Raw genomic sequence first — 12,922 nt, forward strand, 5'->3', positions numbered from 1 at the left:
CTTACCGAATCTTCAGTGTCGCCAAACCGGCCAGCACCAGAATGACCGTGATAATCCAGAACCGGACGATAACGCGCGGCTCCGGCCAACCTTTCAGTTCAAAGTGGTGGTGAATCGGCGCCATCCGGAACACGCGCCGACCAGTCAATTTGAATGACGCCACCTGCACCATGACCGAAACCGTTTCCATGACGAACACGCCACCCATGACAAACAGCACCAATTCCTGACGCACCAACACGGCAACGGTGCCGAGCGCGGCGCCAAGGGCCAACGCGCCAACATCGCCCATGAATACCATCGCCGGGTAGGTGTTGAACCAGAGAAATCCCAAACCCGCACCGACAATGGCACCGCAGAAAATCGCCACTTCGCCGACACCAGCGATGTACGGAATTTGCAGATAGCTGGCGAAGTTGGTGTTACCGGTTGCGTAAGCGAATACCGCGAGTGCGCCCGCAACCATCACCGTCGGCACAATCGCCAGACCATCAAGGCCGTCGGTCAGATTGACGGCGTTGCTGGTGCCGACAATGACGAAATAAGTAAACACCATGTAAAAGGCGCCGAGCGGCACCAACACGGTTTTGAAAAACGGAATGATCAAGGTTGTTTCCGCTGGCGATTGCGCGTTCTGATACAGGAATACCGCGGCGGCGATACCGACTACCGATTGCCAGAAATATTTCCAGCGCGCGATCAAACCTTTCGGATCTTTTCTGACCAGCTTGATGTAATCGTCAGCAAAACCAATGACACCGAACGCCATCGTCACCAGCAACACCACCCAGACAAAACGATTGTTCAGATTGGCCCAGAGCAGCGTACTGATGGCAATGGCCACCAGAATCAGTGTGCCGCCCATCGTCGGTGTGCCGGACTTGGTCAAATGCGTTTGCGGACCGTCGGTACGCACCGTCTGCCCAACTTTAACCCGAGTCAGCCAGGCGATCATTTTCGGGCCAATCAGCAAGGAAATCATCAATGCCGTCAGCACGCCCAGAATGGTTCGGAACGTCAGATAATTGAAGACGTTGAATCCACTGTTGAATTGCTGCAGATATTGAGCCAGCCATAACAACATCAGCGTGTCTCCCGTTGTTCTTGTTTTGTTGCGGGTTGCTCATCACCACATAAGGCGGCGACAACGCGTTCCATTTTGGCGCTGCGTGACCCCTTGACCAGAATCGCTTCACGACCGGTCAGGGTTTTCTGCAAATGCGCATTGAGTTCGTCGATAGAGGTGAAATGGCGAGCACCGGCGCCAAAGGCTTTGCTCATCTGCTCGCTCAAGTTGCCAAGGGTGTACAACGCGGCAATATTTTTGCTCTTGGCGTATTGACCCACTTCACGATGCATCTCCACCGCCGCTTCGCCAAGTTCACCCATATCACCGAGTATGGCGATGGTTTGCGTCGGCTTACTGGCCAGCAAATCCAATGCCGCGCACATCGAAGTCAGATTGGCGTTGTAGGTGTCGTCGATAACCAGCGCACCGTTTTCCGCCTGGCGCTGATTGACTCGGCCCTTGACGCTTGGCGTTTGCGCCAAACCGGTAGCGATTTTTTCCAGTGAAAACCGCAAGGCATGGGCGGCGCCCGCTGCGGCGAGCGCGTTGCTGACATTGTGTTCGCCGGGTAGGGTCAACTGCACGCGCATCTGTTCACCTGCACAGTGCAGGGTAAAGCGCGCGCAACCACTATCATCCAGCGAAATCTGATCAGCATATAAATCGTTGTGATCTTTATGCAGACCATAGCGAATACAGCGACGGCCGCCGATGGCTTTCTCGACAATGCCTTTGAACGCGATTTCATTGTTCAGCACGGCAATGCCATCGCTGCTCAGCGCCTGATAGATTTCCGATTTGGCGTGAGCGACACCTTCAATCGAACCGAAACCTTCCAGATGGGCTGGCGCAATCTTCGTGATCAGCGCGACATTGGGCTTGGCAATACCGGCGCAGTAGCCAATTTCGCCTTTATGATTGGCCCCCATCTCGATCACGGCGTATTTGTGGGCACCGGACAAATCAAACAGCGTCAGCGGCACACCGATATCGTTGTTGAAATTGCCCTTGGTCGCCAGCGTTGGGGCATCGGTACGCAGAATACTGGCGAGCATTTCCTTGACCGTGGTTTTGCCAACCGAGCCGGTTAATCCGACCACTTTCAGCGCCAGATGCTCGCGCCAGTGCCGGGCCAACTCGCCCATCGCGATGCGGGTATCCGCGACAATAACTTGCGGTAAGGCGGATTCCACGGCGCGCGCGACCAACAGGGCAATCGCGCCCTGCTCTTCGGCTTTGCTGACAAAATCATGAGCGTCAAATCGCTCGCCTTTGATCGCGATAAACAATTTACCGCGCAGGTCAGCGCGGGTATCGGTGCCGACGCCAAGAAACGTCAGATTTTCACCTTGCAACTCGCCATGGCAAGCTTCGGCAACCGTCTGCAGGTCAAGTTTGATCATGACGCCTGCTCCAATAATTTTCTGACCACGGCTACTTCGCTATACGGTGTGCGTACACCAGCAGCATCCATATAGGATTCATGGCCTTTACCAGCCAGCAGCAGGCCATCGTGTTGACCGAGTTCAGCAAATGCCTTGGCAATCGCTTGCGGCCGATCGGCAATGAAGGTCACGGCATCGGCGTTCGCCATGCCGGCGCGGATATCAGCGGCAATTTGCTCGGGCTGTTCGGTGCGCGGATTGTCATTGCTGAGCACGACCAAATCGGCGAGCTTCTCGGCTATCGCGCCCATCTCAGGACGCTTGCCGCGATCGCGATCACCGCCGCAACCGAAGACCACAGCGACTTTACCCATTGTGTGCAGGCGCAAAGCCAGCAGCGCTTTTTCCAGCGCATCCGGCGTGTGAGCATAATCGACAACGACGAGCGGCACTTTATCACCACCAAAACGCTCCATACGGCCAGCAATAGGTGGCACCGTGCCAAGCACGGTGGCGACATCTTCGAGCGCATAACCTTGCGCGCACAATGCCGTTAGCGCCGCCAGCAAATTGCTTAAATTGAATTCGCCTAGCAAGGGGCTTTGCAGCAAGCGCCGACCCCAGGGCGTGACAATCTCGGCGAGAATGCCATCGTGGCTGTAATGAATTTTTTCGGCGTGAATGTAACCGGCAATATTGCCTACTTGTTGCGGACGGATGCCGTAAGCCCATTTCTGCGCAGTAATGCCTTGGTCAGCCAACAATTGCCGACCGAACGCATCATCAGCATTGATCACGACGTGTTTGACGGAAGGCCAGACGAACAACTTGCGTTTGGCTTCGCCGTAGCGCTCCATCGTGCCGTGATAATCAAGATGATCGCGAGTCAGATTGGTGAACACCGCGACATCGAATTTGACCGCGGCAACGCGGCCCTGATCGAGGCCATGCGAAGACACTTCCATGGCGACTTGTTTGGCGCCTTGTTTTCGCAACTCGCGCAAGCTCGCTTGCATGGCGATGGCATCCATCGTCGTATGCCGGCTTGGTTGCAACGAACCATACAAGCCATTGCCGAGCGTACCCATGACCGCACAAGGACCATCAAGTTGCGTCAGCGCGGCGGCCAGCAATTGGCTGATCGTGGTTTTGCCATTGGTGCCGGTCACGGCATAAACGTCGAGCTCCTGCGAGGCATCACCATACAAGCGACCGGCAATGGCCGATAATTTCGTGCGCAGGTCCGGCACAGCAATTTCAAAATCGTGTTGCGTTTTATCGCCTTCCACCAGCGCGGCTATCGCGCCTTTGTTCAGCGCCTGCTCGACAAATTGGCGGCCATCAAACGTGCCGCCACTCAGCGCAACAAACAGATCACCGGCGGTGATTTCGCGGCTGTCTTGCGTCAGTCGTGACACCGGCACTTTTTGCAGGCGCTCGGCGACAACGGGTGCGAAACCTTGCAGCAAATCAGCTAACGTCATCTCAGACATCGTTAGCCTCCCGTCCGGTCTGGACAAATTTTTGCGCTTCGCCATCTGGCGTCACGTTGATCAAACGCAGCGCCTGATCCATGACGACGCTGAATACCGGCGCGGCGACATTACCGCCGTAATAGCGGTCACCAGCCGGTTCATCGATCATCGCGACCATGACCAACCGCGGGTTTTTGACTGGCGCCACACCGGCAAACACCGCCTGATAATCGGAGCTGTAACCGCCGGCCGTTGCCTTGCGAATCGTGCCGGTTTTGCCGGAAACACGATAACCCTGTACCTGTGCCAGTTTTCCGGTGCCATCGGTCGTTACTTCTTCCATCATATTGAGTACCGACTTGGCGATTTGTTCATCGAGCACCTGCTGGCCAACGACGCCGTCGCGCACTTTCAAAAATGACACCGGTTTTTGAATGCCACCGCCAGCCAAGGTCGCGTACGCGCGCGCCAACTGCAGCGGCGTTGTCGTGAAGCCATAACCATAGGAAACGGTGGCCAATTCAAATTTCGACCAACGTTTTTCCAGAATCAGGCGGCCCGGACTTTCGCCGGGAAAACCGGTGTTGATCGGTACGCCGAAACCCAAGCGCTGAAAGGTACCGAGAAAATGTTCTTTCGGCATCGCCAAGGCCATTTGCGCGACACCAACGTTGCTGGATTTGCGAATGACGCCAGCCAAATCGAGCACGCCGTAATTGTGGCCATCATCGCGCACCCAGGAACCGCCGACACGCATGTAACCAGGGCGGGTATCAATAATGCTTTTCGGTTTGTACAAGCCGCTTTCCAAGGCGCTGACCACGGTGATCGGTTTCGCCGTCGAGCCCGGCTCAAAGGTGTCAGTGATGGCACGGTTGCGGGTGGCACCGAGTGGCCGGTCCTGACGCTTGTTCGGGTTGTACGACGGCTGATTGACCATCGCCAGCACTTCGCCAGTGAGAACGTCGAGAATGACAATCGAACCGGAACGGGCGCGATGTTCGCGCACCGATTTTTTCAATTCCTGATAGGCGATGGTTTGAATGCGGCTGTCGATGGCCAGCGTGATGTCTTGCCCAGGTTGCGCTTTTTTGATCACGCCATGATCTTCGACGACACGACGACGGCGATCCATGATCTTGCGCTCGGCACCATGGGCCGCGGTCAGCTCCTTGTCAAACGCACGCTCGATCCCTTCGATGCCGCGCTCATCAATGTCGGTAAAGCCAACTACGTGAGCACTGATTTCTCCGTGCGGATAGTAACGACGGAATTCACGCACCAGATGCACGCCGGGTAGATTCAGCATGCGCACCAGCTCGGCTTCTTCCGGTGCCAATTGCCGTTTCGCCCAGACAAATTGGCGACTGGCATTGGCGTCCACCAATTTGTTCAGCTCGTGCGGCTTTTTGCCGAACAGCACAACAGCCAGCTGATTCCAGGCTTTGCCTTTGCGCATGCCTTCCGGATCGTGCTTCTCAATAATTTCTTTCGGATCGAGAAACACCGATTCGACTTCGATGCTGACTGCCAGCTCTTCGCCATGACGGTCGGTAATGGTGCCGCGATAGCTGGTGATCGGCAGATCGCGCAGCGCGCGTGAGTCGCTTTGCTGTTGCAGAAAGCTGGTGTTGATCGTTTGCAGATAAGCGGCACGCGCCATCAATGCGACAAAACCCAGCAGCAAGACGCCGCCGAGGAACCAGAAGCGCCAGGCATAAAACGGATATTGGCGGCGCGTATCAGTCATGCTGCACCACCTTTTCGTTTTCGGCCGAGACCCGCTCCATGTCGAGTTTTTGCTTGGCGATAACATCGACGCGGCTGTGTTCGGCCAAGGCCGCCTGCGCCAGCTTCAATTCGCGGTAATCGTTGTCGAGCTCGTCGCGCTGACGTTCGAGTTTTTCCAGTTCGGCCCGCGCCATGCGCGTTTCGTGCGCACTCCAAACCACCAGCACTGCGGAACTGAACGTCAACAACGCCAGCACCAATACGCCAAAGCCAACGCTTTTGACGCTGGCCAGGATCAGTCGCACTAGTGAGGGTGTCGGTCGCCGCGCACTCATCGGATACGCTCCGCCACTCGAAGCACTGCGCTGCGTGCGCGTGGGTTGACTTTCAGCTCGGCTTCGCCAGGCATGATTTTGTCGACGAGTTTGATTCGGCGTTTGATTTCCTGATCGCGCACCGGCAAATCTTTCGGCAGTTGCGGGCCGCGTGCTTCATCACGCAGATAAAGTTTGACGATGCGATCTTCAAGCGAATGAAAACTGATCACCGCCAAGCGGCCTTGAGCAGCCAAGGCGTCAACCGCTTGCGGCAGCGTCCGTTCGACTTCACCGAGTTCGTCATTGACGTATAAACGTAGCGCCAGGAAAGTACGCGTCGCCGGGTGTTTGTGTTTCTCGTGGCGCGGCAGTGCATCGGCGACGATTTTCGCCAGTTGCAGAGTGCGAGTAATCGGTTCGACCTGCCGGGCAGTGACGATGGCGCGAGCGATGCGACGTGATTGCCGATCTTCACCGAGGCGATAAATGACGTCGGCCAAGTCGCTTTCCTTGGCCGTTGCGATAAATTCTGCTGCGCTGAAACCCCGGGTTGGGTCCATGCGCATGTCGAGTTCGCCGTCACGCATAAAACTGAAACCTCGTGCCGCTTCATCCAGTTGCGGCGATGAGACACCCAAATCCATCAAAATGCCGTTGACCTTGCCCATCAGGTCGCGGGCGCTTAGCTCCCTGCTCATCGCCGAAAAGGGCTCGGCAATGATTTCGAACCGGGCATCGTCGGCAAACTGTTGTTTGGCGACCTGCACGGCCTGTGGATCACGGTCGAACGCCAACAAACGGCCGCGCTCGCCGAGTAATTTCAATATTTCGCCGCTGTGACCACCACGTCCGAACGTGGCATCGACATAGATGCCGTCGGCGTGTACGTTCAGTGCTGCCAGCGATTCGTGCAGGAGTACCGATTCATGCATGGCCGGCTCCGGTCAGAACGACAAATGCGGTAAGTCGTCCGCCGCGTGCGCATCGATATCGGTGCGGATCTGCTCTTGCCAGCGCGCCGCATCCCAGAGCTGAAAGACCTTGCCCTGACCGACCAGCATTGCATCCTTGTCGAGCGTTGCCTGTTCACGCAGCACCGCTGGCAACAGAATGCGACCAGCCGAATCGACACCCACCTCGGTGGCAAACCCCATCAGGATGCGTTTGACGCGCTGATGGGTCGGGTTGGTGTTCGACAGCTTGTCGAGGTCGGCCTCCAACCGCTCCCAGGCCGGCATTGGGAACACCAGCAGGCAGGGCAGGCTCAAGTCACGAGTGACAACCAATTGGCCTTCGCACAGGTTTTGCAACGCGTCACGATGCCGGGCCGGCATGGCTATCCGACCCTTGGCATCGATGGAGATGGAACTGGCGCCGCGAAACAAGTGATGTCCTTCGCTCGGTTTAGTGGTCTCTTGGGCAAGTGAGTGCTGATTGATCCACAAATCAACACCTTTCCCCACTTTTCGACACTATAGGAATGGGCCAGATCGGCGTCAAGCAAATTTCCGTGCTTTTGTGAGGAAATATCGCTTTAAAGACAATGACTTAGCTCAGATCAGCGAAAGCCGGAGCAAGGTCAAATTCAAGAAGAAAAACAAATTCATTGTGTTAAGGAATGATCATGAGAAGTTACTTTAAGTTGTGGCCAAGGAGGCCAGCAATTCCGGCCCTTCGGGTGAAATTCCCTAACTGATGGGCTTGTACTAAGTTATTGATTTTACAAAAGGTTAACGGATGGGCATGGCAGCAGGAAAGGAAGAGGTCGGAGTCGGCCGATAAGCCGGATTCTGTCGGGGACAGTCATTCATCTGGGCCGTAAGTCACCTTACGGCTCAAGCAACCTACCCGCACTCAGCGCGGGCCACGCCAATGAGTGCCTATTTGGTCTTGCTTCGAGTGGGGTTTGCCGTGCCGTCGACTGTTGCCAGCGACGCGGTGCGCTCTTACCGCACCGTTTCACCCTTACCTGCCACCTTGCGGTGACATCGGCGGTTTGCTTTCTGTTGCACTTTCCATCGGCTCGCACCGTCGAGACGTTATCTCGCACTCTGCCCTGTGAAGTCCGGACTTTCCTCCAGCGCTTGCGCGCCAGCGACTGTCTGGCCGACTCCGGCGCGCATTGTAAACACTTTGCCGGCAAACGCCCATCGTGGATACTGGCAGCGACCAACAATAACGACTGAGGGAGTAAAGGCGATGGGCAAAGCATGGTGGTCAGCGCTATGGATGTTGATGGTTACCGCGACGGCCTCCGCCGGACTCGAACCGGTTGCGCAGCAGCAAGTGCGGGAAACGGAAAACTTCAACGTCACTATTGAACTCGGCGGCGACGATATTCGTGGTGGCGGCCAACTGTTGCTGGTATTCAAACTGCGTGTTGGTCAAACCCGAAAATTCGATTTGAATCGCAGCCGCGAAGCCTGGCCCGGCGGTCATCGCAAACAAATGGACATTACCGTCAGCCCAGCGATTCGTTACGGCGATGTCATCGAATGGGGCCTGGAATGGCACGGCGCCCAAGGCGATTTGATTCAGGAACAATACGATACCGATATCCGCCGCGTGCATGTCATTCGTTATGGCGACCGCACTGACGAAGCCGGCTTCCGTTTGGAAAACGATCAAACGCGCTGGATGGGTGGCATCAACACGCAAGTGGAAGTCAACGCTCTCTGCGCGCGCGACAGTGATTGCCACGACGGCCGATACTGCGATGGCCCGGAACGTTGTGCACCGAGTAATGCCAGCGCTGATGTGCGTGGTTGCCTCGGCGGTATTTCGCCGTGCCGTTGCGGCGAACTGTGTAACGAACGCGCCAAGCGCTGCGAAATGCCGCGAAGATCGTGATGGTGATGACCATATGGCGATACGCTGCGGTGGCGATGATTGCGACGACAATGACCCAAATCGTTTTCCTGGCAATGTCAAAATCCAGGATGCGCAAGATCATGATGAAGACTGCGACGTTAACACCCACGGATTTTTCCGCGGCGCGCACAGCACGCAGATCTGCGATGGCCGGGATGGAGTTATGCTCGTTGACGCCAGCGAGCGTTACACACGCGCACGCTGCGCCAGCGGCACCGTTTGCGTTCAGCAACCGAATGGCAGCGGCATCTGCATGACCGAGCCGCCAGGTTATCGAGCGCCAACCGCCGCCAATTTGCCGCGCAGTCCGCAAGCCGCGCCACCGGCAACACTCAGGCTGCCGAGTACACCGACACCGATAACGACGCCGGTTAACAATTCGAAGAAGAAAGATAAAGGTGGTGATTAAGCACAAAAAAGGCAACTGAAAAGCTGCCTTTTTTTCGCGCGACTTTTATTAGCGCTTAGTGTCGACCAAAGTCGTTACATAGCTGGCCTCAAATACCCGGCCTTTGAAAATATCCGGTTCCAAATTACCGGACACTCGAACGACATCACCTTTATCGAGCTTCTGATAACCTTTGTCATCCAACGGATTGTAGGCCATCTCGTCAACTTCGACAGTCACCGAGCGCAAGCCGGTGTCCAGCACGAAGTCATTATCATTGACCTTGGTAATCGTACCTTGAACCAAAGTTGTCGCCGGAGGCAACGGTATCGAATAGGCAATGACCGCGTCCTCTTCATCCATGGCGCTGGAATAGAAATAGGTATCGATATTTTTGACGTAGATACTGCTGGCTTCGATGGTCGTCTTTTCATAAAAATCCTTATCGACCATACCGGTCACCGTTACTTCGTCTCCACGCAGCAACTTGTAGGCATCGGCATCACGATCGCCATCATCCATTTCGACAGTAATCGTTCCCTTGCCGTAATCCAGCATAAACGTATCATCGGACACCGACTCTACGGTACCGCTAACACTAATCCAAGTATTATTGGCTTTCATGTAGGGGTTATCCGCTACCGCCGCCATACTGAATAACGCGGCCGCGACAACGGTCAAGCTTGTTTTCAGTTTGCTACCACTCATTTTATCCTCCTTGTTGGCCGATGAGTCAGAGCAATGTGCGTATCGAACAAGCACTCATTGCTCGCAAAGAAGAACGACAACATTTTCGCCTGTTCAGCAATAAAAAATAACGAGTCACATTGGTTCAATATTGTTGCCGCCTCTCATATTCGGGTTTGCCGAGCATTTGCTCGGTATCCACCAGTCAGCAAGCAAAACCCATGACGATTGCGCCACCATCGATATTTTTATTGCGGATTGTTGTAAAAAGCAGCTGATGGATTCAGCTGAGCGGAAAGGCTTGGGCAAAACACACGCGCAACTTCGGCATAAGCCCCAATTGCTGTTCGCTGGTATAGGGTTTTGGTGGAAATTTCCCCCACACCGGTGCCGGCCAGGCCGGATCGGTTTTGAATCGAACGATATGATGCCAATGTAATTGCGGCACCATATTGCCCAGCGCGGCGACATTCAGCTTATCGCCAGCAAAATGTTGCATCAGGGCTTTTCCGGCTGCCAGAGACTCCAGCCAGAGTTGTTGCTGGTCGCCAAATTCCAGTTGAAAACTTTCCCGGATATTAGCTCTACGCGGTACCAGAATCAGCCAGGGATAGTGCTGATCGTTCATCCACAGCAAGCGACAGAGCGGCCAATCGCCTAACACCAGCGTATCAGCGGCCAATTGCGGATGCAGGGAAAACGGTTCGGACATACGGCACCGGAGAATTTTTTCGCAAAGCGGGAATTATACCTTGCCAGGTGCTTGGAGGCCCGCTTAGATTCGGAGGTTATCCACTTCATCTACAAGGACCTAGAGATGTCAAAGCTTCCGTCACTTGCCGCGCTGATGGCAGGTTTGATTAGCGCAGGAGTATGGGCTCACAGCGGCGGCCATCCGATCCGCTTTGTCGCCGAGAACGGCAAAGACGTCGGTGAATGCGCCAAACCGAGCACTCCGTGCAAAACCATCGCTTATGCCGCCAATCAGTCAGGCAAAGGCGATAGCATTCGGGTCGCAGCGGGACATTACCCGGTATCGGAACAAGATATCTTTTTCCTGTTGAGCGATATGGTACCGGTGCGCGGCGGCTACACCACCACCGATCAGTTCAAGCAGGCACAACCCGGCCAACATATTTCCACGATTGCTGGTGTGCCACATGAGTATCGTGAGGCATTGGCCAATCGCGGATTCCGTTTGTTGCAGGATGAGAAAGGCCCGGCGATCAAACTGTCGATCGCCACGCAAAAACAGCTCGATATTTATAGCGCCAATACCAGCAAGCCGGAAGGACCAGCAAGCTGCGTATCCGGCATGGCCAACAATTATCCCTGCCACAATGTCGATTTGATCTACCACATCCCGTTGGCAGAAATGTCGAGCCGACCGAATGCCGCCAACGATATCTGGGGTTTCCAGAGTCTGAATGATCAGCGCGAATATATTTTGATCGGCTTGCAAAACGGCACCGCCGTTTTCGACGTCACCAATCCGCAAGCCCCGCGCGAAGTCGGCACCATTACCGGCATGAGTTCCGTTTGGCGCGACGTCAAGGTTTATCAGTACAGCGATAACGATCAATACAAGGCCTACGCCTATGTGACGACCGAAGCCTCACAAGGCATGCATGTCATTGACTTGTCGCAATTGCCGAATCAGATTTCCTTGGTCGCGACCTTGAATGATTTTGCCAGTGCCCACAACGTGTATCTTGCCAACACCGATTACTCAACCGGTGTCGCCTTGCCCGGCGTGCAGCCGTACCTGATTATTTCCGGCAGTAACAATGGCAACGGCAGTTGGCGTTTGTATGGCTTGTCGAATCCGGTTGCGCCCAATCTGCTCGGCAGTGCACCGGCTGGCGCCGGTTATATTCACGATGCCAGCAGCCTGGTGATCGATGATGCCCGCACCAGTCAATGCGTCAACAATCACAATCCTTGTGAGCTGCTGCTCGACTTTAATGAAAACACCGTCGACATTTACGATGTCACCGAGAAAAATGCGCCGGCCTTGCTGTCGAGCACACCCTACCCAGACAACGGTTACACGCATTCCGGTTGGTGGACGGCTGATAAACAACACATCATCGTTCATGACGAACTGGACGAGCGCAATCGCGGCTTGAACACTACCTTTCGCACGCTGAATATCGCCAACCTGCGGGCGCCAAGTTTGGTCGGCACTTTAACTGGACCAACTGCGGCGATCGACCACAATGGTTTCAACCGCGGCAATCGTTATTTCGTTTCCAATTATCGTCGCGGCCTGGTCATTCTCGACAGCAGCGCTCCGGCCAACTTAAGTGAAGTCGGCTACTTTGATACCTTCGCTTCACCAGCGGAAAACTCCCCGCAATTTAACGGCGCCTGGGGCACTTATCCGTACTTGCCGAGCGGCACCATTGCCGTCAGCGATATCGAGTTCGGCTTGTTCTTGTTGAAAGATAACACCGGCAGCGCCAACCCCAGCGCCGGCGTGCTGCGTTTCTCAGGCTCTTCTGCTTCGGCGTTGGAAAATGCCGGCAATGTCACGCTGACCGTTTCACGACGAAGCGGCTCAACCGGCGCCGTTAGTGTCAACTACCAAAGCATCGATGTCAGCGCCACCGCCGGCAGCGATTATCAGGCTGCGAGCGGCACCTTGAACTGGGCCGAAGGCGACACCGGCGACAAAACTATTACGTTGAACATCACCGATGACAGCACCGATGAGAACGATGAAGTGTTCACTGTCGAGCTGCGCAATATTCAAGGCGGTGCGTTGATCGGTTCGCCGGAGCGTGTGCAAGTCACGATTCGTGATAATGAAACGGCCAGCACAACGCCGCCGCCCACGACGCCCCCCGCCGACAGCGGCGGTGGTGGCGGCAGCTTCGGCACCGCTTTACTCGCCTTGATGCTGGTACTTGGCTGGCGTCGAAACCTACGCCGCTAACTTCTCAGCGACTGGCCGCGCACGTTACACTGCGCGGCCATTTCATTACACGGTAGCAAAC

The 12,922-nt window shown here is 55.4% G+C and carries 12 protein-coding genes and 1 other RNA gene; 3 read left to right on the forward strand and 10 right to left on the reverse strand.

Translation table 11 applies throughout. The annotated features are described in order from the left end of the window. Position 1: 1 nt before the first annotated feature. From mraY to rnpB, 8 genes are all read right to left on the reverse strand, one after another. Positions 2–1,084, reverse strand: a complete 1,083-nt coding sequence (gene mraY / locus E2H98_RS04905; RefSeq protein WP_133593091.1) for a phospho-N-acetylmuramoyl-pentapeptide-transferase — start codon at positions 1,082–1,084, stop codon at positions 2–4. Continuing rightward, positions 1,084–2,472 carry a UDP-N-acetylmuramoyl-tripeptide--D-alanyl-D-alanine ligase gene (locus E2H98_RS04910; protein ID WP_133593089.1) on the reverse strand — a complete coding sequence of 463 codons (1,389 nt, stop codon included), beginning with the start codon at positions 2,470–2,472 and terminating at the stop codon, positions 1,084–1,086. Before E2H98_RS04910 ends, mraY begins: the two co-directional genes overlap by 1 nt. Beyond that, entirely contained in the window at positions 2,469–3,938 is a 1,470-nt protein-coding gene (locus tag E2H98_RS04915; protein ID WP_133593145.1) for a UDP-N-acetylmuramoyl-L-alanyl-D-glutamate--2,6-diaminopimelate ligase, read from the reverse strand. Before E2H98_RS04915 ends, E2H98_RS04910 begins: the two co-directional genes overlap by 4 nt. A gap of 1 nt (position 3,939) precedes the next feature. Further along, entirely contained in the window at positions 3,940–5,679 is a 1,740-nt protein-coding gene (locus E2H98_RS04920) for a peptidoglycan D,D-transpeptidase FtsI family protein (protein ID WP_133593087.1), read from the reverse strand. Then, complete coding sequence (gene ftsL, locus E2H98_RS04925; RefSeq protein WP_133593085.1) at positions 5,672–5,995, reverse strand: cell division protein FtsL; 324 nt, start codon at positions 5,993–5,995, stop codon at positions 5,672–5,674. Before ftsL ends, E2H98_RS04920 begins: the two co-directional genes overlap by 8 nt. Then, positions 5,992–6,909 (reverse strand): 16S rRNA (cytosine(1402)-N(4))-methyltransferase RsmH, encoded by a 918-nt coding sequence (gene rsmH, locus E2H98_RS04930; RefSeq protein ID WP_133593083.1) that lies wholly within the window; start codon positions 6,907–6,909, stop codon positions 5,992–5,994. Before rsmH ends, ftsL begins: the two co-directional genes overlap by 4 nt. Positions 6,910–6,921: 12 nt before the next feature. Beyond that, complete coding sequence (mraZ, locus tag E2H98_RS04935) at positions 6,922–7,422, reverse strand: division/cell wall cluster transcriptional repressor MraZ (RefSeq protein WP_232475462.1); 501 nt, start codon at positions 7,420–7,422, stop codon at positions 6,922–6,924. A 318-nt stretch (positions 7,423–7,740) separates the two neighbouring features. Next, positions 7,741–8,091, reverse strand: an RNA gene (rnpB, locus tag E2H98_RS04940) — RNase P RNA component class A. An 85-nt stretch (positions 8,092–8,176) separates the two neighbouring features. On the opposite strand from rnpB, the gene E2H98_RS04945 reads away from it, so the two are divergent. Then, a complete protein-coding gene (locus E2H98_RS04945; protein WP_133593081.1) occupies positions 8,177–8,827 on the forward strand; it encodes a hypothetical protein in 651 nt (216 codons plus the stop codon). 13 nt (positions 8,828–8,840) lie between these two features. Continuing rightward, a complete protein-coding gene (locus tag E2H98_RS04950; RefSeq protein WP_133593079.1) occupies positions 8,841–9,257 on the forward strand; it encodes a hypothetical protein in 417 nt (138 codons plus the stop codon). 48 nt (positions 9,258–9,305) lie between these two features. Here E2H98_RS04950 and E2H98_RS04955 read toward each other — a convergent pair whose 3' ends face one another. Together E2H98_RS04955 and E2H98_RS04960 are read right to left on the reverse strand one after the other, a co-directional pair. Further along, complete coding sequence (locus tag E2H98_RS04955; protein WP_133593077.1) at positions 9,306–9,944, reverse strand: NirD/YgiW/YdeI family stress tolerance protein; 639 nt, start codon at positions 9,942–9,944, stop codon at positions 9,306–9,308. Between the two features lie 262 nt (positions 9,945–10,206). Beyond that, positions 10,207–10,635 (reverse strand): HIT domain-containing protein, encoded by a 429-nt coding sequence (locus E2H98_RS04960; RefSeq protein WP_133593075.1) that lies wholly within the window; start codon positions 10,633–10,635, stop codon positions 10,207–10,209. 105 nt (positions 10,636–10,740) lie between these two features. Between E2H98_RS04960 and E2H98_RS04965 the strand changes: the two genes are divergently transcribed. Next, entirely contained in the window at positions 10,741–12,861 is a 2,121-nt protein-coding gene (locus E2H98_RS04965; protein WP_162848216.1) for a choice-of-anchor B family protein, read from the forward strand. Positions 12,862–12,922: the final 61 nt, after the last annotated feature.

The organism is Permianibacter aggregans, assembly GCF_009756665.1.
GTDB classification, from domain to species: Bacteria; Pseudomonadota; Gammaproteobacteria; order Enterobacterales; family Permianibacteraceae; genus Permianibacter; species Permianibacter aggregans.

Coding starts and splice junctions, on each gene's coding strand:
- mraY (WP_133593091.1), bottom strand. CDS start 1,084: ATGTTGTTATGGCTGGCTCAATATCTGCAGCAATTCAACAGTGGATTC.
- E2H98_RS04910 (WP_133593089.1), bottom strand. CDS start 2,472: ATGATCAAACTTGACCTGCAGACGGTTGCCGAAGCTTGCCATGGCGAG.
- E2H98_RS04915 (WP_133593145.1), bottom strand. CDS start 3,938: ATGACGTTAGCTGATTTGCTGCAAGGTTTCGCACCCGTTGTCGCCGAG.
- E2H98_RS04920 (WP_133593087.1), bottom strand. CDS start 5,679: ATGACTGATACGCGCCGCCAATATCCGTTTTATGCCTGGCGCTTCTGG.
- ftsL (WP_133593085.1), bottom strand. CDS start 5,995: ATGAGTGCGCGGCGACCGACACCCTCACTAGTGCGACTGATCCTGGCC.
- rsmH (WP_133593083.1), bottom strand. CDS start 6,909: ATGCATGAATCGGTACTCCTGCACGAATCGCTGGCAGCACTGAACGTA.
- E2H98_RS04945 (WP_133593081.1), top strand. CDS start 8,177: ATGGGCAAAGCATGGTGGTCAGCGCTATGGATGTTGATGGTTACCGCG.
- E2H98_RS04950 (WP_133593079.1), top strand. CDS start 8,841: ATGGCGATACGCTGCGGTGGCGATGATTGCGACGACAATGACCCAAAT.
- E2H98_RS04955 (WP_133593077.1), bottom strand. CDS start 9,944: ATGAGTGGTAGCAAACTGAAAACAAGCTTGACCGTTGTCGCGGCCGCG.
- E2H98_RS04960 (WP_133593075.1), bottom strand. CDS start 10,635: ATGTCCGAACCGTTTTCCCTGCATCCGCAATTGGCCGCTGATACGCTG.
- E2H98_RS04965 (WP_162848216.1), top strand. CDS start 10,741: ATGTCAAAGCTTCCGTCACTTGCCGCGCTGATGGCAGGTTTGATTAGC.